The following is a 24,135-nucleotide window of genomic DNA, read 5'->3' on the forward strand; positions in this document are numbered from 1 at the left end:
TTCCCGCGACCGCCTGCGCGATGCACGCACATTCCCTGTGCGGGGCCGCCGGCATCATCGGATTGTCATCGCCCGGTCAATGAATGCTGCTCCTTTCGCCGCGCTTCGCGGAGAGTGGACATGCATCTGATCAAGACAATTTCTTCCGACCGCCGGTCGATCCTGAAGGGCCTCGCGGCCGCAGCCGTCGCGCCGCTGGCGGCGCCGGCGCTTGCCGCCGAGGGCCTGCCGGCGCAGCCGACCGGACCTGCGGCCGCAATCGCCACCGACAAGGCCTATTGGACGCCCGTGAAGGGGCTCTATGCGGTGACGCCTGACGTCGTCAATCTGGAGAACGGCTTCTGGGGCATCATGGCCGAGCCGGTGAGGCGCGAGTTCATCCGCCTCTCCGACATGGTCAACTATCAGAACACCTATTACGCGCGGCAGCGCGCGGGCGCGGATTTCGAGGCCGTGCGGGCCAAGGTGGCGGCGGCGGTGGGTGCAGCGCCGGAGGAAATCGCGCTCACCCGCGGCGCGACCGAAGCGCTGCAGCTGCTCATCGGCGGCTACAACAGGCTGAAGCCCGGCGACGGCGTGCTCTACGCCGACCTCGACTACGATTCGATGCAATATGCCATGAACGCGCTGAAGGCGCGCCGCGGTGTCGACGTGGTCAAGTTCGACGTGCCGGAGCCGGCCACCCGACAGGGCGTGCTCGACGCCTATGCCCGCGCGCTCGAGGCGAATCCGAAGACCAGGCTTCTCCTCCTCACCCATGTCAGTCATCGCACCGGCCTCATCATGCCGGTCGCCGAGATCGCGCGCATGGCCAGGGCGAAGGGCATCGACATCATCCTCGACGCCGCTCATTCCTGGGGGCAGATGGACTTCAGGGTAAGCGAGCTCGAGGTCGATTTCGTCGGCTTCAACCTGCACAAATGGATCGGGGCGCCGGTCGGCGTGGGCTTCCTCTACATCAGGAAGGACCGCCTCGCCGACATCGATCGCGACCTCGGTGACGAGGATTTCCCGGAAACCGACATCCGCTCGCGGGTGCACACCGGCACGGTCAATTTCGCGACGGTGCTGACGGTGCCCACGGCCGTTGAACTGCATCAGCAGATCGGCGCTGCGGCGAAACAGGCGCGCCTGCGCTATCTGCGCGACTACTGGGTCAGTCGCAGCAGGGGCTTTAGGGACCTCGAGATCCTGACGCCGGATGAGGCGGGCCTCTATGGTGCGATCACCTCCTTCCGCCTCGCCGGCAAGACGAGCAAGGCCGACAACGACGCCATCGTGGCGAAGCTCAGGGACACCTACAAGGTCCTGACGGTTCGCCGGGCGGGCGTCGCCAAGGGCCAGTGCATCCGCGTGACGCCGGCGCTCTACACCGATGAGGCCGATCTCGACCGCCTCGTCGAGGCGCTTGCGGCCGTCACGGGGACGAAGGCGGGCTGAACCCGAAGGGGGATTCAGCCAGTCGCAGTCGCGGTCGGTTTGCGTCAGCGCGTGATTGACGACACATATCATTCTCGCTGGAGCCGCGACGTGCCCCGGCAAGCATCTGCGCGTGGCGCCTATGTCCATTCGCGATTGTGAGGCTCGAGCCCGAGCCAGGGTCCCGCTGCCGTGCTATTGCTGCCTCCGCAATGACGCGAGGCCAGCCATGCTCCCGATTCCCGCCGACATCTTCACCGAGCCCGAGGACGTCTCGCCCGACGCCCTCGCCAATCTCGGCCCGCTTCGCCGTCTTGCCGGCACGTGGCAGGCGGACAAGGGGATCGACATCAATCCGAAGGCGGAGGGGCCGGAGCGGCGGACCTTCATCGAGCGCATCAGGATGGACCCGATCGATCCGCAGGCCAACGGGCCGCAGCTGTTCTATGGCTTGCGCTATCACATCCACATCAACACGCCGGAAGAGGACATCACCTTCCACGACCAGGTCGGCTACTGGCTGTGGGAGCCCGCGACCGGGCTGATCATGCAGACGCTGGCGATCCCGCGCGGGCAGGTGCTGCTGGCCTCGGGCAAGGCCGCGCCGGACGACCGCAAGATCTCCGTCACGGCCAGGCGCGGCGATACCGCTTACGGGATCTGCTCGACCGACTTCCTGGAACAGGCCTTCCGCACTGATTCCTACCGTTGCGACATCGCCTTCAACGACGACGGAAGCTGGACCTATCTGATCCAGACCGAGTTGTTCGTCCGCGGCGCGCCGTTCAATCATCACGACACCAACACGCTCAAGCTGGTCGCGCCACCCAAGCTCAATCCGCTCGCGGTGATCGTCAACGATCGCGCCAAAGCCGACGGCGGTGGCGGAACGGCGGCTTGAGCGTCATCAGGAGATTTGCATGAAGCCGTACGTCATTTGCCTGATGCATTCGAGCCTCGACGGCCGCACGCATCCCAGCCGCTGGCGCCCGAAGGGCGCGGGCATGGACTGGTTCGAGAAGATCCATGAGGAGCTCGGCGGCGATGCCTGGGTGATCGGCAGGGTTACCGGCTCGGAGTTCGCCAAGGGCAAGCCCTATCCCGCGAGGCGGGGCGAGACGTTTCCGCGCCAGAACTGGTTCGCGCGGCGCGACGCGAAAACCTACGGCGTCGTGCTCGACGCGCAGGGCAAGATCGGTTGGGGCCGTTCCGACATCGGCGGCGATCCGATCGTGGTGGTGCTGACCGAGAGCGTGCCGGATTCGCATCTCGCGGGGCTGCGTGGCGAGGGTGTATCCTACATCTTCGCCGGCAAGTCCGAGATCGACTCCGAGATCGACCTGGCGCTGGCGCTCGACATCCTCAATCACGAGCTGGGGGTGAAGCGGCTGCTGGTGGAGGGCGGCGGCGTCGCCAACGGCGCCTTCCTGCGCGCCGGCCTGATCGACGAATTCAACCTGATCCTCAGTCCCGCGATCGATGGCGCCAGCGGCGCGCCGTTCGTGTTCGATTCGATCGCAGCGGACAGCGACAAGCGCGCGCCTCTGGCCGCGATGACGCTGGAGAGCGTGCGTGAGCTCGGCGGCGGCGTCCTGCTGCTGCGCTATCTGATCAAGAACGATCCGCAAGGCGTGGCCGGGTAAAGCGTCGCCATGTCGGACATGTCGGAGCACATTGTCATCGTCGGCGCGGGGGCGGCCGGCCTGATGGCGGCGCGCGGGCTCGTGCGCGCCGGCAAGAGGGTGACCATCCTCGAAGCACGCGAGCGCTGCGGCGGTCGCATCCATCCGCTGCCGGCATCGGAGTTCGGTTACCCCGCCGATGGCGGCGCCGAATTCGTCCATGGCGAGGCGCCGGTCACGCGCGCCCTGCTGCGCGAGGCGGGGCTGTCGCTTCAGGAGATCGAAGGAACGCAATGGAGCTTTGACGGCACAGGACTCTCGCGCGAGGACCGGCACGATCCGCATGAGGCGGAGCTGCATGCCGTGCTCGCGGAGTTGAAGGACGATCTCACCGTCACCGATTTCCTGCGCCGCCATTTTGCCGGACCCGAATACGACCGGCTGCGCTATTCCGTCGAGCGCATGGTCGAAGGCTACGATGCGGCCGATCCGGCGCGCGCCTCCATTCTGGCGCTGCGCGAGGAATGGATGGACGGCGGGCACCACACCCAGGCGCGCATCGTCGGCGGTTATGGCGCGCTGATCGAATTTCTGGCGGCCGAGTGCCGCGGGCATGGCGCCGCGATCCGCTTCGGCTGCGTGGTGTCGGCCATCGAAGAGGCGAGCGGCGCGCTCGTCATCCGTTGCGCCAATGGCGAGGTGCACGGCTGCGATCGCGCCATCGTCACCGTTCCGCTGCCGCTGTTGCGCGAGATCGCTCTGCCTGCGGCTGCACGGGCGAAGGCCGCTGCCGCCCACGACATCGGCTTCGGCAGCGTGATCAAAATCCTGCTGCGCTTCGCGCGGCCATGGTGGCGCGAGCGCAAGCCTGACCTCGCCGACATGACCTTCCTGCTGTCGGGCGAGGCTATCCCGGTGTGGTGGACGCGCTATCCGGACCAGCACCCGGTGCTCACCGGCTGGTTCGGTGGCCCGCGGACGGCGGAGCTGTCGCATCTTGATTCGCAAGGACTGGTCGACGCTGGACTGGACTCGCTCGCCACGATCTTCGGCCTGCCCCGCGAGGATGTCGCGCGCGAGCTCGTCGCGGCCGCGGCGACCAACTGGGCACATGACCGCTTCGCCCGCGGCGCCTATTCCTGGGCGACGCCGCGCACGCGCGACGCGCAGGCGATCCTCGCGCGCGCCGACGGTGCCGTGCTGTTCTCCGGCGAAGCGCTTTATCGCGGCCGCGACATGGGTACGGTCGAGGCCGCGCTGGCGAGCGGGCTGGCGACGGCGGAGACGATCTTGCGCGGATGAAAAAAGGCCCGCGCATTCGCGGGCCTTTGGTTCGTCCGCGCCGGCCAGTTTACCAGCGGCTGCCGCCGAAGCCGAACGTTACACTCGGACCGCCGCTGTAATAACCGTACGGTCCGCCGCCGTAATAGCCGTGGTGCCGCGGGTAATATCCGTAGTTCCGGTAGTGCGGACGATAATAGCCGTGGTGGGGATGGCGCCAGTGATGATGGCGGTAGCCATGATGGTGCCGGTGTTGCGCGCTGATGTCGGTCGGCGCGTTCTGCTTCGCGCTCGTGGTGTTGGCCGCGTACGCCGCCGATCCGCCAGCCAGCGCCGCGGCACCGATGGCCATCACGGCAATGAGATACTTCATGTCATCACTCCAGTTGAATGTCGTGTGACAACACATGGGTGCTGGCTGCGTTCCGGCCAGAGCGGGCGTCGAAACGACGCAGCGCGCGATGCCACGCGAATGATCGCATGTCGTGGGATTTATTGTCGCATCACGGCGCGCGCCGCGCCGCTGCCATCACTTCGCCGCGAATGACGCGATCACGTCACCGGCCGTGACGATGCGCGCGAATTCGCCGTTGAGATTCGACAGCGTCATCGCGTGGATCTCCGCGGCGGAATGCACATCGCCGTCCGGTCCGACCCGGTCGAATGTCCAGGTCGCATCGCGCACCAGGCGCGCATCGAAGCCGAGATTGCCGGCCATCCGCGTCGTCGTCTCGACGCAATGATTGGTGGTGGCGCCGCAGATGACGAGCGTGGTGATGCCGCTTGCACGCAGGCGCGTCTCGAGGTCCGTGCCGATGAAGGCGCTGTTGACGCGCTTGACGATCACAGGCTCGCCGTCCTGTTCGCGCGCCTCGTCCTTGACGGCATAGCCGGAACGCGACGGCAGAAACGACGAATTCGGCTGCGTGCCCTCGTGGCGGATGTGGAAGATCGGCGCACGATTCGTCCGGAAAGCCGCGAGCAGTTCGGCGATGCGTGCCACTGCATCCGGATTGTTGCGCCGCTTGCCCGCCGCCTCCCATTCATCGAATGCGCGCTGGACGTCGACGACGATGAGGGCGGGGAGGGAAGCGGGCATGGTGGGGCCTTCAGATGTTTGTCGAGCCGACTATGCGCGGCGATCGGGCGGGCGCAATGCCAATCTTCCCTCGTTTCGCGACGTCGTCACGGATGCGGATCGGGAAAGCCGTGGCGTTCGGAGAGCGCGGCGAGGATGGTGTCCTTGTCGGCGATGAAGGCGCGGCCCTGATGGCTGCCGGTCTGGTGCCGCGACGTCGCGCCGTCTGCCAGCACGAGCAGCGGCAGCGACTGGTTCTCCTCACCCACCAGTGCGATCACCGCCTGCCGCGGGCGCGGCCACGCGATGCGTTCGACGTCGAGCCGTTCGGCAAGCTGTGGAAACGAGGCGAGCACGCCCTCGATCAGCGCGCAATGCCAGCAATAGAAGCGGCGGCCCGGGAAGGCGGGATCCTCGAAGCTGGGGCGCAGCAGGAACAGGCGGTCACGCGTCATGGGTCGCTCCGAAGCATGGGCCGCCTTGCTGAGGATCAAGGTGGCCCGAACTGGCCGGCCTAGTGTCGAGGTCCCAGATTGATGTGGAATCAATCAGGCCAGGAAAGGACGCCATGCCGGGGCCGATCAGTCAACCGCAGACGCTCGCGGACGTCAGGACATTGCCGGAGCTGCTGCGCTGGCGCATCAACGCGACGCCGGCGGCGGAGGCCTATCGCCATTTCGACGGCAAGGCTGCGCGCTGGGTCGGCCAGTCCTGGCACGAGATCGACGTGGAATTCGAAAGATGGCGGCAGGCGCTGGCGGCGGAGGGCTTTGCGCCAGGCGAACGCGTCGCCATCCTGATGCCGAACGGCATTCCGCATGTTGCGATGGACCAGGCGGCGCTGTCGCGCGGCCTCGTGCCGGTGCCGATGCATGCGGTCGATAACCCCGACAGTATCACCTATATCCTCGCCGATTCCGGCGCGCTGCTGCTGTTTGTCGACACGCTGGAACGCTGGCGGGCGATCGCTGCAACCGGACAGCCGCTCGATGCGCTCAAGCGCATCGTCTGCGCCGACATGACCGGGCCGGGACCTGCCGATACGCGCATCATCGCGCTCGACGCATGGCTCGCGAGCGCACCTGAAGCCACCGCGCCATTGCCGGACGTTGCGGTGGAACCAGACGATCTTGCCGCCATCGTCTACACCTCGGGCACGACCGGGCGGCCGAAGGGCGTGATGCTGTCCCACGACAACGTGATCGCCAATGTCCAGGCGATCGCGCGGCGGATCGCCGCCGAACCGCACGACGTCTTCCTGTCCTTCCTGCCGCTCTCGCACACCTTCGAGCGCACCGGCGGCTATTACTATCCGATCGCGGCCGGGGCCTGCGTCGCCTATGCGCGCTCGGTGCCGCTGTTGTCGGAAGATCTGAGGCATGTGCGGCCGACGGTGCTGATCTCGGTGCCGCGGATCTATGAGCGCATCTACGCGCTGATCGTGCAGCATCGCGCATCGGCCGGAGCCCTCGAGCGGGCGCTGCTCGACCTCACGATCGCCGTCGGCGGTCGGCGTTTTGACGCGCGGCAGCGGCGCGCCGCGCCGTCGCTGCCGGATCGGCTGGCCTGGCCGTTGCTGCAGAGGCTCGTCGCCGACAAGGTGCTGGCGCAGCTCGGTGGTAGGCTGCGCATCGCGGTCTCCGGCGGCGCGCCGATCGCCGAGCCGGTCATCCGGCTGTTTCTCGCGCTGGGGCTCGACATCCTCCAGGGTTACGGCATGACCGAAACCTCGCCGGTGGTCTCGGTCAATACGCCCGAGGACAACGATCCGCATTCGGTCGGCCATGTGCTCGATGGCGTCGAGGTCAGGCTGGGTGAGAACGACGAGCTGCTGGTCCGCGGCCGCAACGTGATGCTCGGTTACTGGCACAAGCCAGAGGAGACGCGCCGCGTGAAGCAAGCCGACGGCTGGCTGCACACCGGCGACCAGGCGCGCATCGAGAACGGCCGCATCACCATCACCGGCCGCATCAAGGACATTCTGGTGACGTCCACCGGCGAGAAAATCGCGCCGGTGGACCTGGAAACCGCAATCCTCGCCGATCCCCTGTTCGAGCAGGCGCTGGTGATCGGCGAGCAGCGCCCGTTCCTCACCGCGCTGGTCGTGCTCAACGCCAAGGCCTGGACGCAGGAGAAGGAAAGGCTGGCTGCGAGCGGTAAGCAAGGCGGCGCGGCGGAGCGGGCCGCGCTGCTGGCGCGCATCGCGTCCGCCGTGAAGGCCTATCCGTCCTACGCGACGCCGCGCGCGGTGTGGTGGACGCTGGACCCCTGGACCATTGGCGCTGGTCTCCTCACGCCGACGCTGAAGAACAAGCGTCCCGCGCTCGAACACCGCTTCGCCGCGGAGATCGAGCAGATCTACGCGAAGAAGCCGCGGCAATAACGTCGACGTGATTTCCGCTGCTCGCCGCGCTTGATCCAGCGCAACTCTGGCTGCGCGTCGCCATGCAATGTCGCTTTTGGAAAGTGGAATTGCAATCGAGGCAGGTCATGAAGGCGTATTTCATCGGTGGCGGCATCGGGTCGCTCGCGGGCGCGGCATTCCTGGTTCGCGACGCGCAGCTGCCGGGACGCGATATCGTGATCTACGAAGCGCAGCCGCTGGTCGGCGGCAGCCTCGACGGCGCGCTGCTCGCGAGCGGCGCCTATTCGCTGCGCGGCGGGCGCATGCTCACCACCGACCATTACGAGTGCACCTGGGATCTGCTGTCGAGCATTCCCTCGCTCGAACATCCCGGCCTGAGCGTGCGCGAGGAGACGATCGCGTTCAATCTGGAAAATCCGGCGCATTCGCAGGCGCGGCTGGTCGACCGCAACCGCTTCAAGATCGACGTGACCCATATGGGCTTTTCCGCACGCGACCGGCTCGAGCTGCTGCGGCTCACCGAGGCCTCCGAGGAGACGCTCGGCAACAGCCGCATCACCGATTGGCTGTCGCCGAAATTCTTCGAGTCGAATTTCTGGTACATGTGGCAGACCACTTTCGCCTTCCAGCCCTGGCACAGCGCGGTCGAGCTGAAGCGCTATCTGCACCGCTTCATGAGCGAGTTCCCGCGCATCGAGACCCTCGCCGGCGTCAAGCGCACCGTCTACAATCAGTATGACGCGATCGTGCGGCCGCTCGCCGACTGGCTGAAGCGGCAGGGCGTGCAGTTCGTGCGCGGCACGGCCGTCACCGACATGATGCTCGAGGACGACGGCGGGCGCGTGCGCGTCCGCCAGTTCATGCTCGATCGCGACGGCCGCACCGCCAATGTCCGCCTCGAGGACGACGACCTCGTGTTCTTCCAGAACGGATCGATGGCGGACGCTTCGAGCTTGGGCACCATGACCGAGCCGGCGCCGCACCTGACCAAGACAGACAGCCAGGGCTGGGCGCTGTGGGAGACGATCGCGCAAGGGCGTCCCGAATTTGGCAACCCGTCCGCGTTCAACACCTCGATCCCGGAGTCGTACTGGCTGTCGTTCACCGTCACCTGCCGCGACCCGCGCTTCTTCGACAAGATGGAGGCGTTCTCGGGCAACAGGGCCGGCACCGGCGGGCTGGTCACGTTCAGGGATTCCAACTGGCTGATGTCGGTGGTGCTGTATCACCAGCCGCATTTCGCCGGGCAGCCGAAGGACGTGCAGGTGTTCTGGGGCTACGCGCTGCATCCCGATCGCATCGGCAATTTCGTCGCAAAGCCGATGTCCGATTGTGGCGGCGCCGACATCCTGAACGAGCTGTGCGGGCACCTGAATTTCGATCGCAACGTGTTCGAGACTGCGACCTGCATTCCCTGCCGCATGCCCTACATCACCAGCATGTTCATGCCGCGCAATCTGGCCGACCGGCCGCTGCCGGTGCCCAAGAATTCGGTCAATCTCGCCTTCGTCAGCCAGTTCGTCGAAATCCGCGACGACGTCGTGTTCACCGTCGAATATTCGGTGCGCGCGGCGCAGATGGCGGTCTATCAGCTGATGAAGATCGATCGCCCGGTGCCGCCGGTGACCCGCCACGACAAGTCTCTCGCGGTGATCTTCGCGACGCTGGAGAAGGCGTTCGCGTGAGGCTCCCGCCGGGACGGCGTCGCTACCGCGACGCTGCCAGCGGCAGGCTGACGTGAAAGACGGCGCCCCCTGACGGGGCGTTTTCGGCCCAGATGCGACCGCCATGCGCCTCGACGATAGTATGCGCGATCGAGAGGCCGATGCCCATGCCTTGCGCCTTGGTCGTGAAGAACGGCTTGAAGATCTCGGTCACTCTCTCCGCGAGGATGCCGTGGCCTGCGTCGGCAATTGACACAAGGGCCAGGTTGCCGTCGGCCAGACTGGTTCGTCCGACAACGCGGCGCCGCTCGTCCGGAAGTTCGGTCACAGCCTCCATGCCGTTCACGACGAGGTTCAGGATGGCCTGCTGGAGTTGCACCTTGTCGCCCTTCACGCGAATGTCCGCGGACGACGGCTCCGTGACGAGTTCGACATCGTGGGTCAGGGCCTGCACGGAAAGGAATCGAAACACCTCGCCGACCGTGGCATTGAGGTCGAGCTCGCGCCGTTCGGTCTGGTCTCGCTTCAGGAACGAGCGCAGCCGGCCGATGACTTCGGCGGCCCGCTGATCGTCACGGCGGATGTGGTCCAATATGTCCCTGACCTCGCCGAGGTCGGGCGCCGGATTTTGCAGGATCCGCTGGGCCGTCTCGGCATTGATCAGAATGGCGGCGAGCGGCTGGTTCAGCTCGTGTGCGAGCGAGACGGACATCTCTCCCGCGGTCGCACGGCGGTTCATGTGGGCGAGCTCCGACATGCGCTGGCGCGCCTCGACCTCGGCCACGAAGCGCAAGCGGCGCTCGCGCAGCAGCACGGTGATCATCAGCGCCTGCACCAGCACCACGCTCGCGATGATCACGGAGTGCCAGTAATACTGCGCCCAGAAGCTCGGTTCGCGGAAACGTACCTCGCTGCCGGGGGGCAGATTGACCTCATCCACGTTCCAGCGCTTCAGCTGCCGCCAGTCGAAGATCGGCTTCACGTTGTTCCCGCTGACGGGTGCGATGCTCGACGGCGCTTCGCCGTCGAGGATCCGCATCGCAACCTCGCCGGCTTCCCGCCCGATGATTTCGGGCAGCAGCAGGAAGCCGCCCACGCCCGACCGCCCGAGGAACGTGTCTGATGTGATGATGATCGGGCGGTTCGCATTCTCGGCAACGCGTGCGAGTGCCGAGGCCGGGGAATAATAGGTGCCTTCGCCGTCGGAATACATCGCCGAGCTCAGGATCGCAGAGCGGGCGGGCAGGGAGGCGACGTGACTGCGGACCTCACGCAGCACCGCGCCGGACAGATCGGTGACTTCGAGATCGGGCATCTCGGCCGCGAAGTCCTGCTTCCAATGTCCATATGTCAGCGGATTTTTCCAGGCATCGCCCACGAGGACGACATGGTTCAGGTCGGGAACGACGGCGCGCGCTGCGGTCAAGAGCTGCGCCGGTCTCACCCTTGCGAAGACGGCTGTCGTGTTGGGCAGGAACAGCGCGCGCGTCTCGGGCAGGTCGGGCACGAAACCGTAAACGACGGGCGCGGTGGGCCAGATCTCCTGCTTGCGTGCTTGAAGGAATTTCGCCGATGTAACGCCGATCGAAACGATGACGTCGATCGGCCGCTGCGCATATTTGGTCTTGAGATGACCGACCAGACTCTCTTCGTAGTCAGGTCCCGGGAAGCGGGCGAGATCGAGGCTCTCGCCGTAAATCACCGTGCGGCTCCTGCCGTTCTGGTTCGCGGCGGCGCGGATACCGGCAAAGATCTCGAGATAAAATGGCGAGCGGAAATCGGCTTCTTCCAGAACCAGGATCGAACGTTGCCGTGGGCCGTCGGCTGCGATGCATTCACGCGACAGGCTTGCGAGCAGGCAGACGATCAGGATGCGCACGAGCCCGGTGATCATACGCATTGCTGGACTCTCGGCCCCGGCTCCAGTTGCAATCGGGCTTCCTCGATGAGGACGCTCGCGAGAGCATACCCGCCAGACCTGGAGTTTCAAACGGAAGGATGCGCGTCCGCTCCGCTGACAAGCGGACCGGGACGAAGTGCCGCTACTTGAACGGGTCCTGGATCGACGGCGACGATTGCCGGATGCGGCGCACGCTCACCGGCGTACCGTCGGAGACGAACAGCAGTTCATATCGACGGCCTTCGCTGTCGGTCGCCGAGCAGGTCACGTCGTTGACCTTCCTGGCAGCGAAGTTACCAGTCTGGCGGCAAACGCCGGTGGAGGCCTGTTCGGCGGGCACCGGCAGACCGTCGACCTTGGGCCGGTCCTTGGAGTTGAGCAGCATGCGGTCGATCGGCAGCTCATAGGAATTGTCGTCGGCGCGCTTGCCGTTCTCGCCGGAGAACGACACGACGTGGTTGGCATCGGCGGGGTCGTCGACGGCGACCGCGAAATTGACCCGGCCCGTATCGCCATGGGCGTAAGCGATCGTCTTGCAGGCGAAGCTGCGGCCCGCGACCTTCAGCGTCTTGCACTGGCCGGACATCAGCGCCAGCAGGTCGATCAGGGCGTTCTGCTGCGCCGGCGGATTGTTGACCGGAATGGGCTTGGAATCCTCGGCGAAACAAGGGCTTGCCGAAGCTGCGACGGAGGCGGCGAGGGTTGCTGCGAGGACCGGTCGGCAGAGGCGCATCGTCAGGCTCGTATGCCAGGGGACGCTGGAGGTCCGCTTCATAACCATCGAACCGCAAATTGGTTGCGATCCTGTTCGCGCCGCCGAGTCCGTCTGGAATACCACCGCACCATCCCTGGCGATTCGTCCAAATCGCCCACCGTCCCGGCGGGCACTTGCCGTCAGGCAGGTGTTTTTTTCGTGGCAGGGCTAACCCATCGCCGCCTGCCAGCGCGTATCGCGCAGGGAGGGACGGCGGTGCAGGCGGGCGTCGAGCAGGGTGCGCGCGCGGGAGAGCTCGCCGCCGCGCATCAGCGCAACGATGAAGGTGTCCTCGATCAACTCGCGCTGGGCGTGGCTGCCGCCGATGCGCACGACCTCGCTGAGGACAGGCGCGAGCAAGCGTACGCAAGCCGCATAGTCCTCCTCGGCAAAGGCCGCCAGCGCGCGGCAGATCGCGGGGACCACAGGGCCGGCCGGCAGCTTGCCGTCGGCGAGGCGCTGCTCGATCACGGCAAGGCGGGTGGCGAGCGCCTCATGATTTTGCGTTGCCGCCGCGAACAGCGCCATGTGGACGTCGGCGAACGGCAGGCTCGATTTCGGAAACAGTTTTTGCGCGGCGGCGGTGTCGGCCTCCATCCACAGCGCCTTCGGCACCGCATGGCCGTAAGCCGACAGGCGCCAGAGCAGCGAGGCGCCATCGGTGATGACGTTGAGCGGCGGCGCTTGCGTCGCCGAAGGCTGGAGCACGTCGGCATAGATGTTGAGCGCCCGCGCCGCATCGCCATGCTCGAGCGCGCCGAGCGCCTGGTGCCAGAGGATATGGCCGTGCAGAATTCCGGCGCGGCCGTAAGAGGGGATCCAGTCGTCGACAAGACGGTCAGCCTCGTCGATGGAGCCGTCCTCGAACATCGCATGCAGCACCGCATGCGCGGCATGGGCGTTCGCGCGGCGGAGGTTGAAGCCGCGCTCAGTGACGGCGCGGCCGTGCGCGACGTCGCCGTTCTCCGTCATCGCCCAGCCGGACATGGTGAGAAACCACCAGTCCTCGCCATAGTGCCGCGCGACCCGCTCGCACAGCTCATGCCGCGCGCGGTCGTGATCGGCCATGCCGGAGAAGGCGAACAGGCCGAAGGCACCGAGCGGCAGCGACAGCACGACGGCATCGCGGGGCCACGCCTCGACATGTTGCAGCATCGCCGCGATCGCTTCGGGCAGCCGGCCCTCGATCGCGAGCGCCAGCGTCTCGACATGCGAGCGCTCGCGCTCGGTGCCGCGCCTCGCAACAAGCTCGCGCGCGCGTGCCGCCTTCTGCCGCGCGAGATCGCCCTGCTGGTAAAAGGCATGCACGCGGCCGCGGGCGATATGGGCAAGCGCGAAATCCGGGTCAGTCGCAATTGCGCGCTCCAGCGTCTCCGCCGTACCGGTCCAGCCCGCGAGCATGAGGTCGACGCCCTCGCGATAGGCAGATGCCGCCGCATCGGATGCGGTGGAGAGCGGAAGGCCGTAGCGGTCCTCATGCGCCATCGTCGTCTCCCGCTGTTAGCTCGTCCGCGCGCGGCGGCCCTCGATCGGATAGGCCGGGTCGTTGTAGCCCGGCGTCGAGGGGTGGCCCGGCACGACCAGCCGATCGATCAGCGCCTCGTCCTCCGCGGTGAAGCGATAGTCGAGTGCGCGGATATAGTCGTCCCACTGCTGCTCGGTGCGGGGGCCGGCAATGATGGAGGTCACGAACGCCGAGTTCAGCACCCAGGCGACCGCGAACTGGCCGGCGGTGATGCCTTTCTTCTCGGCGTGAGCCTTGATCTCCTGCGCGAGCTGGAGCGACTCCGGTCGCCACTCCGTCTGCATCATGCGGGTGTCGTTGCGGCCGGCGCGCGTCTCCTTGTCCGGGGCGGCATCCGGCTTGTACTTGCCGGTGAGCACGCCGCGCGCCAGCGGGCTGTAGGGCACGATGCCGAGGCCGTAATAGGCGCAGGCCGGGAAGTGCTCGACCTCGGGCATGCGGTTCATCGCGTTGTAATAGGGCTGGCTCACCGCGGGCCGGTCGATGCCGAGCCGGTCGCAGATGTTGCAGATTTCGGCGACGCGCCAGGCGCGGTAGTTGGAGACGCCGAAATAGCGCACCTTGCCGGCGCGGATCAAATCGCCCATCGCGCGCACCGTCTCCTCCAGCGGCGTCGCGTGGTCTTCCTTGTGCAGATAGTAGATGTCGATGTGATCGGTGCCGAGCCGCTTCAGGCTCTCGTCGGCTGCCTGCAACACCCAGCGCCGCGACAGGCCGACGCGATTGGGATCATCGCCCAATTCGTTGTTCATGGGATTGGCGAGTTTTGTCGCGAGCACCCAGGCGTGACGGTTGCCGGCGATGGCGCGTCCGACGACCTCTTCGGACGCGCCCTTTGAATAGGCGTCCGCGGTGTCGATGAAGTTGATCCCGGCATCGAGCGCCTTGTCGATGATCCGTTTCGATGCGGCCTCATCGGTCGGCCCGCCGAACATCATGGTGCCCAGACAGATCGGCGAGACTTTCAGGCCGGTGCGGCCGAGCTGGCGGTATTGCATGGGTCATCCTCGAAGCTTTCGGAGGCGACAGCATAGCTATTCAGTCCCGTCATTGCGAGCGCAGCGAAGCAATCCAGAGATGCGTCCGCGGTGAGATTTCCGGATTGCTTCGCTGCGGTCGCAATGATGGGTGGCGGGAACTGCCTGCCACGCTCTCAACTGTCATCGCCCGGCTTGACCGGGCGATCCAGTACTCCGAGACGGTAGTGATTGAATCGATGGGCCGCGGTGTACTGGATTCCCCGCTTTCGCGGGGAATGACAGCGGTGGGTGTGGTTGGCAGCGGAGGCTGCCTAACGCGCGCCTACGCCGGCCCCTTCAGAATCTTGAACACGCCGTTCGCCATCACGATGCAGCGATCATCGACCGTCACCTCGGTGCTCATGAAGATCAGGCTGCGGGTCGAGCGGACCACGCGCGGGCGGGAGATCAGGATGTCGCCGATCTGGCCGGCTTCGACGAAATGGGTGTCGAGCTGCACCGTCGCCATGAATTCCTTGCCGGAGGTGTAGCGGGCGGTCATGCCGCAGGTGCGGTCGGCGAAGGTCATCATCACGCCGCCCTGGACCATGCCGCGGCGGTTGTGGTGCTTGTCTTCGGTGGCGAGCGCGAATTCGTAGTGGCCGTCGACCTTGCGCTCCCACAATGGGCCGATCAGGTGCATGAAGCCCGTGGTCTCCAGGATGCTCCAGCCCTCTGATTTGAGCCTTGCGGCGGCCTTGCTCGTCATCTCGTCGTCCATTCCTATGCGGGCCTTCGATCTCATTTCATCGGGGCCGGACGTGGTGTAGTCAAGCATGATGAGACCGTTCGACGATGCCACACGGCGGAATATCGCGGCTGCTTGCGCGGCCTTCACACGGCTGCCGGAGGATGACACTGCACCGGCACTGAAGCGCGCCGCGGTGGCGGTTGCATTGACCGCAGCAGGCGAGGGGGACGACACCGCGTTCCTGCTCACGCTGCGCGCATCGCACTTGCGCGCCCATCGCGGCCAATGGGCGCTGCCGGGCGGGCGCTGCGATGCCGGCGAGACGCCGGTCGAGGCGGCGCTCCGCGAGCTCGACGAGGAGCTCGGCCTTCGCCTCACCGGCGCCGATGTACTCGGCACGCTCGATGACTATCCGACCCGCTCCGGCTATCTGATCACCCCGGTCGTGGTCTGGGCCGCAGGCGCCGCTGCGATCCGGCCAAACCCCAATGAGGTCGCCTCGGTCCATCGCATCGGGCTTGCCACGATCGAGCGCGAAGATGCCTTCGACTTCATCGCGATCCCCGAAAGCGCGCGCCGCGTGATCCGCTTCCATCACCAGATGAGCCTGATCCACGCGCCGACGGCGGCGCTGATCTATCAGTTCCGCGAGGTGCTGGCAGGGCGGCTGACCCGCGTGGCCGAGCTGGAACAGCCGGTGTTCGCCTGGAAGTGACGATGGTAAACGGCGCGTTAACGTGACGGTTACCGGATGCCTGCTAAGAGGGCAGCATGCATCACTCGATTCGAAAAAGCCTGGTGGCGGTTCCGTTCGCGTTTCTCCTGCTCATGCCCGCCGCGCGCGGCGGCGAGGCCGACGCGCTGCCGCCTTCCGTCAGCAATGCCAGGGCCCAGTTGCTGTCGCAGTTCTTCGCGCAAGGTGGCGCCTCGCCCGCCGTGCTCGAATATCGCCGCAAGCTCGCGGAGTATCAGGCCGCGCGCGCCGCCTTCGACGAGGAGGCCGGCGCCTATTGGAGCCAGATCTCCGACAAGCGGAAGACCCGCAACGCCAAGCGGCGCAGCGGGCAGCAGATCACGCTCGACGATTATGTGCTGGAGCATCCGCCGCTCTATACCGGGCCGAAGCGTCCGGTGAATCCGGAGCCGGAGGAAACGCCGGAACGACCGCCCAAGAAGCCGATTCCCGTCGTCGCCGACCTCCTCCGCGCGGCGCAGGAGCTCTACCAGTTCACGCCGCAGCGGCCGTCCAGCGAGGTCGAGTTCAAGCGCGCCTATGCGCGCTATGCGCTGGCCTCGGGACTGACGCGCGAGCAGGCGGTGCGGGTCTATTCGTTCGAGACCGGCGGCACCGGCAGCTACGACGTGCAGGCGGGCATCGAGCATGGCGGCAAGCGCGCGATCTCGACCGCGATGGGCTACAACCAGCTGCTCACCACCAACAGCGTCGAGCTGCTCGCCGAGCAGGGCCACGAGTTCATCCGTACGCTCTCCGACAAGGTGGCGCGGACGTCGGGGCCGGCGCGCCAGGCGCTCGAGCACAAGCTCGCTGTTCTCAAGAAGATGGTGGCGCATGCGAAGTCGGTGCCCGACACCTGGTCGGAGCACGAGAAGATCGGCAACACCGCGCAGGGCTGGGCCATGCATGCGATGGTGCTGGACGTCGACATCGGGCCGATGCTGCAGACCCACAAGCTGCTGACGTCGGTGCTGTTCGCACGCGCCAAGGGTTACACCCGCCCGCTCACCGCGGCCGAGCTCGAGATGATGAACCTCACCGGCGACGGCACCGGCCTCGACATGGTGACGATGCCGCAGGCGATGCGCGAGCAGGTGCCGACCTCGAACTTCTTCCAGCGCGGCGGCTATGAGCGCAATCCGGTCGCGATCCGCCACAACACGGTGGCGAAGCTGCTCGCGGTGACGGATACGCGGATGGACTCGAACAGCAGCAACGCCGGGGCGAGGGAGCTGGCGGGGGCGTTTTAGGGCTCGGTGTCGTCCCGCCACATCCTCCGCTGTCATGCCCCGGCTTGACCGGGGCATCCAGTACGCCGCGGCCTGTCGATTCAATCACAACGGCCTCTGGAATACTGGATCGTCCGCCTGCGCGGACGATGACACCGAGTGTGTCGCGGCGCTATCGCCCGCCAGCTCAGCCCCTACTGATCCGGTCCGAACTTGAACTTGCCGTCGCCTTCCAGATATGGGCCGCTGCGCATGTAGAGCTGGCCGTTGTGGCCGATGAAGAACAGCGTGCCCTTCGGCACCTTCTTGGCGCCCTTCAGCAGCTCGCCTGCATTACTGGTGCCCATCTTGTAGGAAAAGGTCTTGCCGTCCTTGTCATAGGCGTAGCCCGTGTCGGGCTTGAGCTCCCAGGGTGTCGCCGGGGCTTGCGCCAATGCGGGTGCTGCGAATGCCGCGAGCGCGGCCGCGATTGCAAATGTCTTCGTTGAAAATGCCATGTTTCCATCCTCCCCATCCTCGGGGTGCCCGGCTTGAACAAATCACGAACAGTATTTTCGGGTCAATTCGCGAAAGCGTCGCGGCGCATCACGTGTTGCCCAGCAGTTTGTGATTTTCCCTTCGTCCCCTCGCGACTATGTTCCGCTTTCCGTCTAGAACGCAATTCGACAAAAATATTGGTGGGGATGATTCGAATGAACCATGTCATTAAGGCCTGCTCGGCTGCCGCGCTGCTGCTCACGGCGCTGGCGCCGGCCGCCCGGGCCGATGATTACCAGCTCAGCCACAACCAGCGGATTTCCTGCAGCCGCGGCCTTGCCCCGGGCAAGCTGAACACGGCGACCTGCAAGTCCTACACCTATCTCTTCAACACCAAGACCTCGGAATATTTCCGCTGCCAGGTCTCGCTGGCGCTGACGCGGGACAACAAGGAGGTCATCAACGTCCAGACCGACGGCGGCTGCACCAGGAAGCCGCGCATCTTCGAGACCGACGGCCACTACGATTTCGATGCGACCGAGACCGAGCCGCCGAACACCAACTCGTTCTTCGGTCCCGGCGGCTACTCGGTCTGGGCCGCCGACGTCACCGCGCAGAAGGTGCGCGGCTGCATCATCATCTCGTCCGGCCTCGGCTCCGACATCTCCAAGTGCCTGGACATGACGTTCCAGTAGGACTTGCCAGCTGCGGCGAGGTGCGCTCCTGCGCCACCTCGCCGCACCCGCCGGGTTCCGCAAAAACCGAGCCGGAACGGCCGTTTACCGCAGTCCTGTTTTGCCTTTTGGATGGGTTGACCCGCATCCCTCGTCCGGCCAATTTCGCCGCCGGTTTGGGGAGTACAAAAATCATGAAACGGACGTTCTTCGGCGTGGCCGCGGCTCTTGCTCTGGCGGCGTCGGCACCTTGCGCGCATGCGCAATCCTTCATCAACGTGCTGACCGGCGGCACCTCCGGGGTCTACTATCCGCTCGGCGTCGCGATCGGGAAGATCTACGGCGACAAGATTCCGAACGTGAAGACGCAGGTGCAGGCCACCAAGGCGTCGGTCGAGAATTTGATCCTGCTGCAGCAGGGCCGCGGCGAGCTGGCGTTCACGCTGGGCGACTCGCTGAAGGCGGCCTGGGACGGCGAGGAGGAGGCGGGCTTCAAGACCAAGCTCGACAAGCTCCGGACCATCGGCGCGATCTATCCGAACTACATCCAGATCGTCGCCACGGCCGACAGCGGCATCAAGACGCTCGCCGACCTCAAGGGCAAGAGCCTGTCGGTCGGCGCGCCGAAGTCGGGCACCGAGCTGAATTCCCGCGCGATCCTCAGCGCGGCCGGCATGAGCTACAAGGATCTCGGCAAGGTCGAATATCTGCCGTTCGCCGAATCCGTCGACCTCATGAAGAACCGGCAGCTTGCGGCAACGCTGCAATCGGCCGGCCTCGGCGTCGCCTCCCTGAAGGATCTCTCGACCTCGAGCCCGATCACGGTGGTGTCGGTGCCGAAGGAGACCGTCGACAAGATCGGCCCGCCCTTCATCTCGGCGATCATTCCCGCCAACACCTATACCGGCCAGGACAAGGACGTGCCGACCGCGGCCGTGGTCAACTACCTCGTGACCAGCTCCGCCGTCTCCAACGACCTCGCCTATCAAATGACAAAACTGGTCTACGAGTCGCTGCCCGAGCTCGCCAACGCGCACGCGGCCGGCAAGGAGATCAAGCTCGAGACGGCCGCCAATGGCAGCCCGGTTCCGCTGCACCCCGGCGCGATCCGCTACTACAAGGAAAAAGGGCTGATCAAGTAATCTGCTTCATCCGTCATTCCGGGTTCGATGCTCCGGGCCGCGCTGCGCGGTCCCGCCGCATCGCCCCGGAATGACGGAGTGAGAGTGGATGCCCGGGTCATAGGCGAGCGGAAGCCGACGCCGTCCTTTGGACGGCTATGCCAGGACATGACGTATTCAGGGTGCAGCGCGAATGCTGTAGGAACGCCCTATCAGGGCGCGGGGACATATCGATGTTGCAGGCTGAGGGCACTCAAGGGCCCATCAAGGTCGAGTTCGACAATTTCGAGCACGGTTTTCCGGAAGGGTTCGGCCCGGGCGGGTGGGGCGCGCTCGCCTACTGGATCGGCATCGCCTTTGCGACCTTCCAGCTCTATGTCGCCGCCTTCAACTATCTGCCGAGCCAGGTGGTGCGCGGCGTCCATGTCGGCTTTCTCGTTCTGCTCACCTTCGGCCTGATCGCGAATTTCACCGCGAAGAGCAATGCCGGCCGTGCGCTCGGCTGGGTGATCGGCGCCGCGGGTTTCTTCTGCGGCCTCTATCAGTGGATCTTCTATGCCGATCTGATCGCGCGCGACGGCGATCCGACCAGGCTCGACCTCGCGGTCGGCACGCTGCTCGCGGTGCTGATCTTCGAGGGCACGCGGCGCCTGATGGGCGCGGCGCTGCCGCTGATGTGCGGCGCGTGCCTGCTGTACTGGTTCTTCGGGCAGTACCTGCCGTCGCCGCTCAACCATCGCGGTTATGATTTCGACCAGATCGTCACGCATCTGTCGTTCGGCACTGAGGGCTTTTACGGCGTGCCGATCTACGTCTCGGCGACCTACATCTTCCTGTTCATCCTGTTCGGCTCGTTCCTGGAGCGCGCCGGCATGATCCAGCTGTTCACCGACGTCTCGCTCGGCCTGTTCGGCCGCACCCGCGGCGGACCAGCCAAGGTTGCAGTGTTCGCTTCCGGCATGATGGGCACGATCTCCGGCTCGGGCGTCGCCAACGTCGTCACCGTCGGCCAGTTCACGATTCCGCTGATGATCAAGTTCGGCTACCGCCGCGCCTTCGCGGCCGGCGTCGAGGCCACGGCCTCGATGGGCGGGCAGATCATGCCGCCCGTGATGGGTGCGGTCGCCTTCATCATGGCCGAGACCCTCGGCGTCCAGTACTCGGAGATCGTCAAGGCCGCCGCGATCCCGGCGATCCTCTACTTCGCCTCCGCCTTCTGGATGGTGCACCTCGAAGCCGGCAAGCACGGCCTCGTCGGCATGAAGCGCTCGGAAATCCCTAGCGCCTGGAAGGCGCTGGTGACGCGCTGGTATCTCGTGCTGCCGCTCGCGGCCCTGGTCTACATGCTGTTCGAGGGCTTTACGCCACTCTATGCCGGCAGCATGGGCCTTGCGCTCACGGTGGCGCTGATCCTGGGGACGAGCATCACCGCCGGCGTGTCCGCGACGGCCATCCGCTACATCTTCTGGATCGGGCTCGCGCTCGTCGTCGCGGCACTGTCGCGCGACGGCCTCCAGATCGTGCCGGTTGCGACCGTCGTGGTCGGGCTCGTCGTGATCACGGCGTTCGTGCGCGGTGGGTTCAAGGCGTTGCGTGAATGTCGCGATGCGCTGGCCGAGAGCGCGAAATCCGCCGTCACCGTCGGCATGGCCTGTGCCATCGTCGGCGTCATCATCGGCATGATGTCGCAGACCGGCGTCGGCACCATCTTCGGCGGCTGGGTGATCGGGCTCGGCGAGAAGAGCCTGTTTCTGGCGCTGATCATGACCATGTTGCTGTCGATCCTGCTCGGCACCGGCATTCCGACCATCCCGACCTACATCATCACCGCCGCGCTCGCCGCGCCGGCGCTCGCCAAGCTCGGCGTGCCGCTGATCGCGAGCCACATGTTCGCGTTCTACTACGGCATCATGGCCGACCTCTCGCCGCCGGTGGCGCTCGCAGCGCTCGCGGCGGCGCCGATCGCGAAGGAGAATCCGGACAAGATCGGCTGGGAGGCGATGCGCATCGCGCTCGCCGGTTACGTCATCCCCTTCATCTTCGTCTATTCGCCGGCCCTGATGCTGCAAGCAGGCGATCCCATGGCGGCCAAGCTCGGCTTCTACGGCGCGGTGGCGCTCGCAAGCTTGAAGGCGCTGGCGGCGATCGCGCTGTTCGGCATGGTGGCGATCGGCTTCCTGTTCACGCGGCTGACGCTCGTCGAACGCCTGGTCGCGCTCGGCGCCGCGTTCTGCCTGCTCGGCGACTTTCCGTTCAGCGACACTGCGGGCTTCGTGCTCTCCGCCGCGCTCGTGCTGTGGCAATGGCGGCAGCGCCCGCCTGCGACCGTCGAGGCGGTGTGAGCCTCTGCGTCGCAACAGCCGGCGGCGTGAAGGCTCTGGTGCTGTCCGCGTTCACGCTTGCCTGGACGCATTCGATCGCGAAGGTCGAGTGGCAGGAGGACTGGCGCGTGACGCCCGCCGGCCTCGAACTGGTGCAGGCCCGCGTCAAGGGCACCGGCCCCGGCATGGAGCCGCCGCCCGAGGCGCGGCTGGTCGATGGCTGGTTTCAATGGCGGCCGCAGCGTGCGCCGATGCCGGAGGTGGTGCTGGGCAATTCCGGTGCGGCCGGGGAATGGCGATTGTGCCATGATGGAAAGTGCCGGACATTGTCGGAGATTGTCGGGCATCCCATTGGTGCTAACGTGACCAAAATGAGAGTCTGCGAACAACAAGAGAAATAAGGGAGATCATGATGGATCGGCTCAAGGGCAAGGTTGCGATGGTGGTGGGCGCCGGCTCGATCGGACCGGGCTGGGGCAACGGCAAGGCGACCGCGGTGACCTTTGCGCGCGAGGGCGCGCAGGTGTTTTGCGTCGACCGCAACGGCGGTGCGGCCGAGGAGACCGCCAAGATCATCATCGGCGAAGGCGGCAAGGCGACCGCGTTCACCGCCGACGTCTCTCGTCCTGCCGAGATCGAGGCGATGGTCGCGGCGTGCCTGAAGGCCTATGGCCGCATCGACGTGCTCGATAACAATGTCGGCATCGCCGAGATGGGCAGCGTGGTCGAGGTCACCGAGGAGAGCTGGGACCGCGTCTTCAGCGTCAATCTCAAGAGCGCCTATTTCGCCATGAAGCACGTGATCCCGATCATGGTGAAGCAGGGCGGCGGCTCGATCATCAACATCTCCTCGATCGCCTCGATCCGCCACATGGGCATCTCCTACGTGACCTACGGCACCTCGAAGGCGGCGATGAACCAGATGACGCGCACCACCGCGATCGAGTTCGCGAAGAACCATGTGCGCGTGAACGCGATCCTGCCCGGCCTGATGAAGACGCCGATGGTCGAGCATTCCGCCGGCTTAGCTGCCAGCTACGCCAAGGGCGATGTGGAGGCAATGTGGCGTGCGCGCGACACCCAGGTGCCGATGGGCCACATGGGCGACGCCTTCGACGTCGCCAACGCCGCGCTGTTCCTGGCCTCGGACGAGTCGAAATATGTGACGGGAATCGAGCTCGTGGTGGACGGCGGGATCACCTGCAAGGCGGGGGCCTGAAGCAATCCAGCGAGACCGTCATCCTGAGGTGCGAGCCATGGGGCGCGACGCGCGCCATGGGGAGCCTCGAAGGATGAGCGGCCCCGCTGCTGCAGCCGGGCCGTCGCCCTTCGAGGGCCGCTGAAGAAGCGGCCGCCTCAGGGTGACGGAGTTACATGGGTTGCTTACTGCGCCAGCGCCAGGATCCCACCGGCAAATGCGTGCCACGCGGCCGTCTCGCTGATCGGCCAGTTCAAGACCTTCACCGCGAGCAGCGCGAGCATGCCGGCGATATAGACCGGATGCACGCGGCCCTCAATGCGCCAGTCGCGCACCATGGCGACGACGAGCAGCAGTGCGGCGACCACGGCAGGGGCGATCGTCACGGGCACCGGCGGCGGGCCGGGCGGTCCAGGAGGTGCGAGGAAGGTCAGGAACCAGCGCGCGATCGCGGCGTCGAGGATCGAGACTGCAGCGAGCAGCATCAGGCGCTTGTGAATCTCGGGCCTGCGCGTGTTCATGATCCCGAGCACGAACGCCACGGCAAAGAATGCGATGCCGCTGAGCGGCACGATCGCGAAGGCGATGCCCGCCTCGGTCTGCCCGAGCGCGGCTGAGTGCTTCATCACGTGCACCGAGGCGAGGAAGCCGAAGATTGTCATCGCGGTCGCAAGCGAGACGCCGACAATGCCGAGCGAGCGGTGATTGACCACGCGGCCGGAGGCCGCGAGCCAGGTCTGGAGCACGAAATAGAGCGACCAGGTGAAGAACAATAATCCGTGAAAATGAATCACCGGGCTTGCGGAGAATGTCCGGTGAGCGAGCGGCACCCAATAGGTCGGCGCAAAACCGAGAAAGGCGGTGGCCGCGCAGGCCAGGGCCATGTGGAGATAAAAATATCGTGCAGGCGACGCATCACGCGCGCGTACACGACGGTCGTCGATCAGGGTTGTCATCAAGAATGAGTCTGGGGAGGCGGGGTTTGGTTCAAACTCGCTGTCGTCCCGGACAAGCGTAAGCGCCGATCCGGGACCCATAACCACAAGACGTAGTTGTATCGC

The 24,135-nt window shown here is 65.9% G+C and carries 23 protein-coding genes; 13 read left to right on the forward strand and 10 right to left on the reverse strand.

The features are described from left to right. Positions 1 to 120: 120 nt before the first annotated feature. The 4 genes from GGD63_RS25025 to GGD63_RS25040 all read left to right on the forward strand — a co-directional run bounded on the left by GGD63_RS25025 (position 121) and on the right by GGD63_RS25040 (position 4,343). A complete protein-coding gene (locus GGD63_RS25025) occupies positions 121 to 1,440 on the forward strand; it encodes an aminotransferase class V-fold PLP-dependent enzyme (RefSeq protein WP_183245813.1) in 1,320 nt (439 codons plus the stop codon). A gap of 208 nt (positions 1,441 to 1,648) precedes the next feature. Further along, a complete protein-coding gene (locus tag GGD63_RS25030) occupies positions 1,649 to 2,320 on the forward strand; it encodes an FABP family protein (RefSeq protein ID WP_183245814.1) in 672 nt (223 codons plus the stop codon). Between the two features lie 19 nt (positions 2,321 to 2,339). After that, positions 2,340 to 3,062: a dihydrofolate reductase family protein gene (locus GGD63_RS25035; RefSeq protein ID WP_183245815.1), complete on the forward strand. Its 723-nt coding sequence runs from the start codon at positions 2,340 to 2,342 to the stop codon at positions 3,060 to 3,062. A gap of 9 nt (positions 3,063 to 3,071) precedes the next feature. Beyond that, a complete protein-coding gene (locus tag GGD63_RS25040) occupies positions 3,072 to 4,343 on the forward strand; it encodes an NAD(P)/FAD-dependent oxidoreductase (protein WP_183245816.1) in 1,272 nt (423 codons plus the stop codon). A 49-nt stretch (positions 4,344 to 4,392) separates the two neighbouring features. On the opposite strand, the gene GGD63_RS25045 is transcribed toward GGD63_RS25040, so the two are convergent. The 3 genes from GGD63_RS25045 to GGD63_RS25055 form a co-directional block, all read right to left on the reverse strand. Next, a complete protein-coding gene (locus GGD63_RS25045; protein WP_183245817.1) occupies positions 4,393 to 4,695 on the reverse strand; it encodes a hypothetical protein in 303 nt (100 codons plus the stop codon). Between the two features lie 156 nt (positions 4,696 to 4,851). Beyond that, on the reverse strand, positions 4,852 to 5,421 hold the full coding sequence (locus GGD63_RS25050; RefSeq protein WP_183245818.1) for a cysteine hydrolase family protein: 570 nt from the start codon (positions 5,419 to 5,421) through the stop codon (positions 4,852 to 4,854). Positions 5,422 to 5,507: 86 nt separating this feature from the next. Beyond that, on the reverse strand, positions 5,508 to 5,855 hold the full coding sequence (locus tag GGD63_RS25055) for a DUF3088 domain-containing protein (protein WP_183245819.1): 348 nt from the start codon (positions 5,853 to 5,855) through the stop codon (positions 5,508 to 5,510). Positions 5,856 to 5,968: 113 nt separating this feature from the next. On the opposite strand from GGD63_RS25055, the gene GGD63_RS25060 reads away from it, so the two are divergent. After that, the gene (locus GGD63_RS25060; protein ID WP_183245820.1) at positions 5,969 to 7,783 is read left to right on the forward strand and encodes a long-chain fatty acid--CoA ligase; all 1,815 of its coding nucleotides are present in this window, start codon (positions 5,969 to 5,971) and stop codon (positions 7,781 to 7,783) included. Positions 7,784 to 7,890: 107 nt separating this feature from the next. Further along, positions 7,891 to 9,450: an oleate hydratase gene (locus GGD63_RS25065; RefSeq protein WP_183245821.1), complete on the forward strand. Its 1,560-nt coding sequence runs from the start codon at positions 7,891 to 7,893 to the stop codon at positions 9,448 to 9,450. Between the two features lie 22 nt (positions 9,451 to 9,472). Here the strand turns inward: GGD63_RS25065 and GGD63_RS25070 are convergent, their stop codons facing one another. The 5 genes from GGD63_RS25070 to GGD63_RS25090 form a co-directional block, all read right to left on the reverse strand. Then, a complete protein-coding gene (locus tag GGD63_RS25070; RefSeq protein WP_183245822.1) occupies positions 9,473 to 11,329 on the reverse strand; it encodes an ATP-binding protein in 1,857 nt (618 codons plus the stop codon). Between the two features lie 142 nt (positions 11,330 to 11,471). Beyond that, positions 11,472 to 12,062 (reverse strand): hypothetical protein, encoded by a 591-nt coding sequence (locus tag GGD63_RS25075; RefSeq protein WP_183245823.1) that lies wholly within the window; start codon positions 12,060 to 12,062, stop codon positions 11,472 to 11,474. 189 nt (positions 12,063 to 12,251) lie between these two features. After that, the gene (locus GGD63_RS25080) at positions 12,252 to 13,568 is read right to left on the reverse strand and encodes a tetratricopeptide repeat protein (RefSeq protein WP_183245824.1); all 1,317 of its coding nucleotides are present in this window, start codon (positions 13,566 to 13,568) and stop codon (positions 12,252 to 12,254) included. A 15-nt stretch (positions 13,569 to 13,583) separates the two neighbouring features. Further along, entirely contained in the window at positions 13,584 to 14,606 is a 1,023-nt protein-coding gene (locus GGD63_RS25085) for an aldo/keto reductase (RefSeq protein WP_183245825.1), read from the reverse strand. Positions 14,607 to 14,910: 304 nt separating this feature from the next. Then, entirely contained in the window at positions 14,911 to 15,336 is a 426-nt protein-coding gene (locus GGD63_RS25090; protein WP_183245826.1) for a PaaI family thioesterase, read from the reverse strand. A gap of 67 nt (positions 15,337 to 15,403) precedes the next feature. Here GGD63_RS25090 and GGD63_RS25095 point away from each other — a divergent pair, with 67 nt between their 5' ends. Both GGD63_RS25095 and GGD63_RS25100 read left to right on the forward strand, forming a co-directional pair. Further along, the gene (locus GGD63_RS25095; RefSeq protein WP_183245827.1) at positions 15,404 to 16,033 is read left to right on the forward strand and encodes a CoA pyrophosphatase; all 630 of its coding nucleotides are present in this window, start codon (positions 15,404 to 15,406) and stop codon (positions 16,031 to 16,033) included. Between the two features lie 56 nt (positions 16,034 to 16,089). After that, the gene (locus GGD63_RS25100) at positions 16,090 to 17,304 is read left to right on the forward strand and encodes a hypothetical protein (RefSeq protein ID WP_183245828.1); all 1,215 of its coding nucleotides are present in this window, start codon (positions 16,090 to 16,092) and stop codon (positions 17,302 to 17,304) included. A gap of 173 nt (positions 17,305 to 17,477) precedes the next feature. On the opposite strand, the gene GGD63_RS25105 is transcribed toward GGD63_RS25100, so the two are convergent. Next, positions 17,478 to 17,780, reverse strand: coding sequence for a hypothetical protein (locus GGD63_RS25105; protein WP_183245829.1), 303 nt, complete (start codon positions 17,778 to 17,780; stop codon positions 17,478 to 17,480). A gap of 195 nt (positions 17,781 to 17,975) precedes the next feature. On the opposite strand from GGD63_RS25105, the gene GGD63_RS25110 reads away from it, so the two are divergent. The 5 genes from GGD63_RS25110 to GGD63_RS25130 all read left to right on the forward strand — a co-directional run bounded on the left by GGD63_RS25110 (position 17,976) and on the right by GGD63_RS25130 (position 23,095). Then, entirely contained in the window at positions 17,976 to 18,455 is a 480-nt protein-coding gene (locus GGD63_RS25110; protein WP_183245830.1) for a hypothetical protein, read from the forward strand. Between the two features lie 173 nt (positions 18,456 to 18,628). Beyond that, entirely contained in the window at positions 18,629 to 19,576 is a 948-nt protein-coding gene (locus GGD63_RS25115; protein WP_183245831.1) for a TAXI family TRAP transporter solute-binding subunit, read from the forward strand. Between the two features lie 212 nt (positions 19,577 to 19,788). Next, a complete protein-coding gene (locus GGD63_RS25120) occupies positions 19,789 to 21,897 on the forward strand; it encodes a TRAP transporter permease (RefSeq protein ID WP_183245832.1) in 2,109 nt (702 codons plus the stop codon). Further along, positions 21,858 to 22,277: a DUF1850 domain-containing protein gene (locus GGD63_RS25125; protein ID WP_183245833.1), complete on the forward strand. Its 420-nt coding sequence runs from the start codon at positions 21,858 to 21,860 to the stop codon at positions 22,275 to 22,277. The genes GGD63_RS25120 and GGD63_RS25125 overlap by 40 nt, the downstream gene beginning before the upstream one ends. A gap of 11 nt (positions 22,278 to 22,288) precedes the next feature. After that, on the forward strand, positions 22,289 to 23,095 hold the full coding sequence (locus tag GGD63_RS25130) for an SDR family NAD(P)-dependent oxidoreductase (protein WP_183245866.1): 807 nt from the start codon (positions 22,289 to 22,291) through the stop codon (positions 23,093 to 23,095). 164 nt (positions 23,096 to 23,259) lie between these two features. On the opposite strand, the gene GGD63_RS25135 is transcribed toward GGD63_RS25130, so the two are convergent. Then, the gene (locus GGD63_RS25135; protein WP_183245834.1) at positions 23,260 to 24,030 is read right to left on the reverse strand and encodes a hypothetical protein; all 771 of its coding nucleotides are present in this window, start codon (positions 24,028 to 24,030) and stop codon (positions 23,260 to 23,262) included. Positions 24,031 to 24,135: the final 105 nt, after the last annotated feature.

Origin of the sequence: Bradyrhizobium sp. cir1, assembly GCF_014198245.1 — a bacterium.
Classification (GTDB): domain Bacteria; phylum Pseudomonadota; class Alphaproteobacteria; order Rhizobiales; family Xanthobacteraceae; genus Bradyrhizobium.

Bases quoted from the DNA above. Each gene is read 5' to 3' on its own strand.
- GGD63_RS25130 (WP_183245866.1), top strand. From the start codon at position 22,289: ATGGATCGGCTCAAGGGCAAGGTTGCGATGGTGGTGGGCGCCGGCTCG.
- GGD63_RS25105 (WP_183245829.1), bottom strand. From the start codon at position 17,780: ATGGCATTTTCAACGAAGACATTTGCAATCGCGGCCGCGCTCGCGGCA.
- GGD63_RS25065 (WP_183245821.1), top strand. From the start codon at position 7,891: ATGAAGGCGTATTTCATCGGTGGCGGCATCGGGTCGCTCGCGGGCGCG.
- GGD63_RS25050 (WP_183245818.1), bottom strand. From the start codon at position 5,421: ATGCCCGCTTCCCTCCCCGCCCTCATCGTCGTCGACGTCCAGCGCGCA.
- GGD63_RS25025 (WP_183245813.1), top strand. From the start codon at position 121: ATGCATCTGATCAAGACAATTTCTTCCGACCGCCGGTCGATCCTGAAG.
- GGD63_RS25055 (WP_183245819.1), bottom strand. From the start codon at position 5,855: ATGACGCGTGACCGCCTGTTCCTGCTGCGCCCCAGCTTCGAGGATCCC.
- GGD63_RS25040 (WP_183245816.1), top strand. From the start codon at position 3,072: ATGTCGGACATGTCGGAGCACATTGTCATCGTCGGCGCGGGGGCGGCC.
- GGD63_RS25115 (WP_183245831.1), top strand. From the start codon at position 18,629: ATGAAACGGACGTTCTTCGGCGTGGCCGCGGCTCTTGCTCTGGCGGCG.
- GGD63_RS25090 (WP_183245826.1), bottom strand. From the start codon at position 15,336: ATGACGAGCAAGGCCGCCGCAAGGCTCAAATCAGAGGGCTGGAGCATC.
- GGD63_RS25135 (WP_183245834.1), bottom strand. From the start codon at position 24,030: ATGACAACCCTGATCGACGACCGTCGTGTACGCGCGCGTGATGCGTCG.
- GGD63_RS25095 (WP_183245827.1), top strand. From the start codon at position 15,404: ATGATGAGACCGTTCGACGATGCCACACGGCGGAATATCGCGGCTGCT.
- GGD63_RS25085 (WP_183245825.1), bottom strand. From the start codon at position 14,606: ATGCAATACCGCCAGCTCGGCCGCACCGGCCTGAAAGTCTCGCCGATC.
- GGD63_RS25070 (WP_183245822.1), bottom strand. From the start codon at position 11,329: ATGCGTATGATCACCGGGCTCGTGCGCATCCTGATCGTCTGCCTGCTC.
- GGD63_RS25100 (WP_183245828.1), top strand. From the start codon at position 16,090: ATGCATCACTCGATTCGAAAAAGCCTGGTGGCGGTTCCGTTCGCGTTT.
- GGD63_RS25125 (WP_183245833.1), top strand. From the start codon at position 21,858: ATGGCGGCAGCGCCCGCCTGCGACCGTCGAGGCGGTGTGAGCCTCTGC.
- GGD63_RS25075 (WP_183245823.1), bottom strand. From the start codon at position 12,062: ATGCGCCTCTGCCGACCGGTCCTCGCAGCAACCCTCGCCGCCTCCGTC.
- GGD63_RS25120 (WP_183245832.1), top strand. From the start codon at position 19,789: ATGTTGCAGGCTGAGGGCACTCAAGGGCCCATCAAGGTCGAGTTCGAC.
- GGD63_RS25035 (WP_183245815.1), top strand. From the start codon at position 2,340: ATGAAGCCGTACGTCATTTGCCTGATGCATTCGAGCCTCGACGGCCGC.
- GGD63_RS25110 (WP_183245830.1), top strand. From the start codon at position 17,976: ATGAACCATGTCATTAAGGCCTGCTCGGCTGCCGCGCTGCTGCTCACG.
- GGD63_RS25045 (WP_183245817.1), bottom strand. From the start codon at position 4,695: ATGAAGTATCTCATTGCCGTGATGGCCATCGGTGCCGCGGCGCTGGCT.
- GGD63_RS25080 (WP_183245824.1), bottom strand. From the start codon at position 13,568: ATGGCGCATGAGGACCGCTACGGCCTTCCGCTCTCCACCGCATCCGAT.
- GGD63_RS25030 (WP_183245814.1), top strand. From the start codon at position 1,649: ATGCTCCCGATTCCCGCCGACATCTTCACCGAGCCCGAGGACGTCTCG.
- GGD63_RS25060 (WP_183245820.1), top strand. From the start codon at position 5,969: ATGCCGGGGCCGATCAGTCAACCGCAGACGCTCGCGGACGTCAGGACA.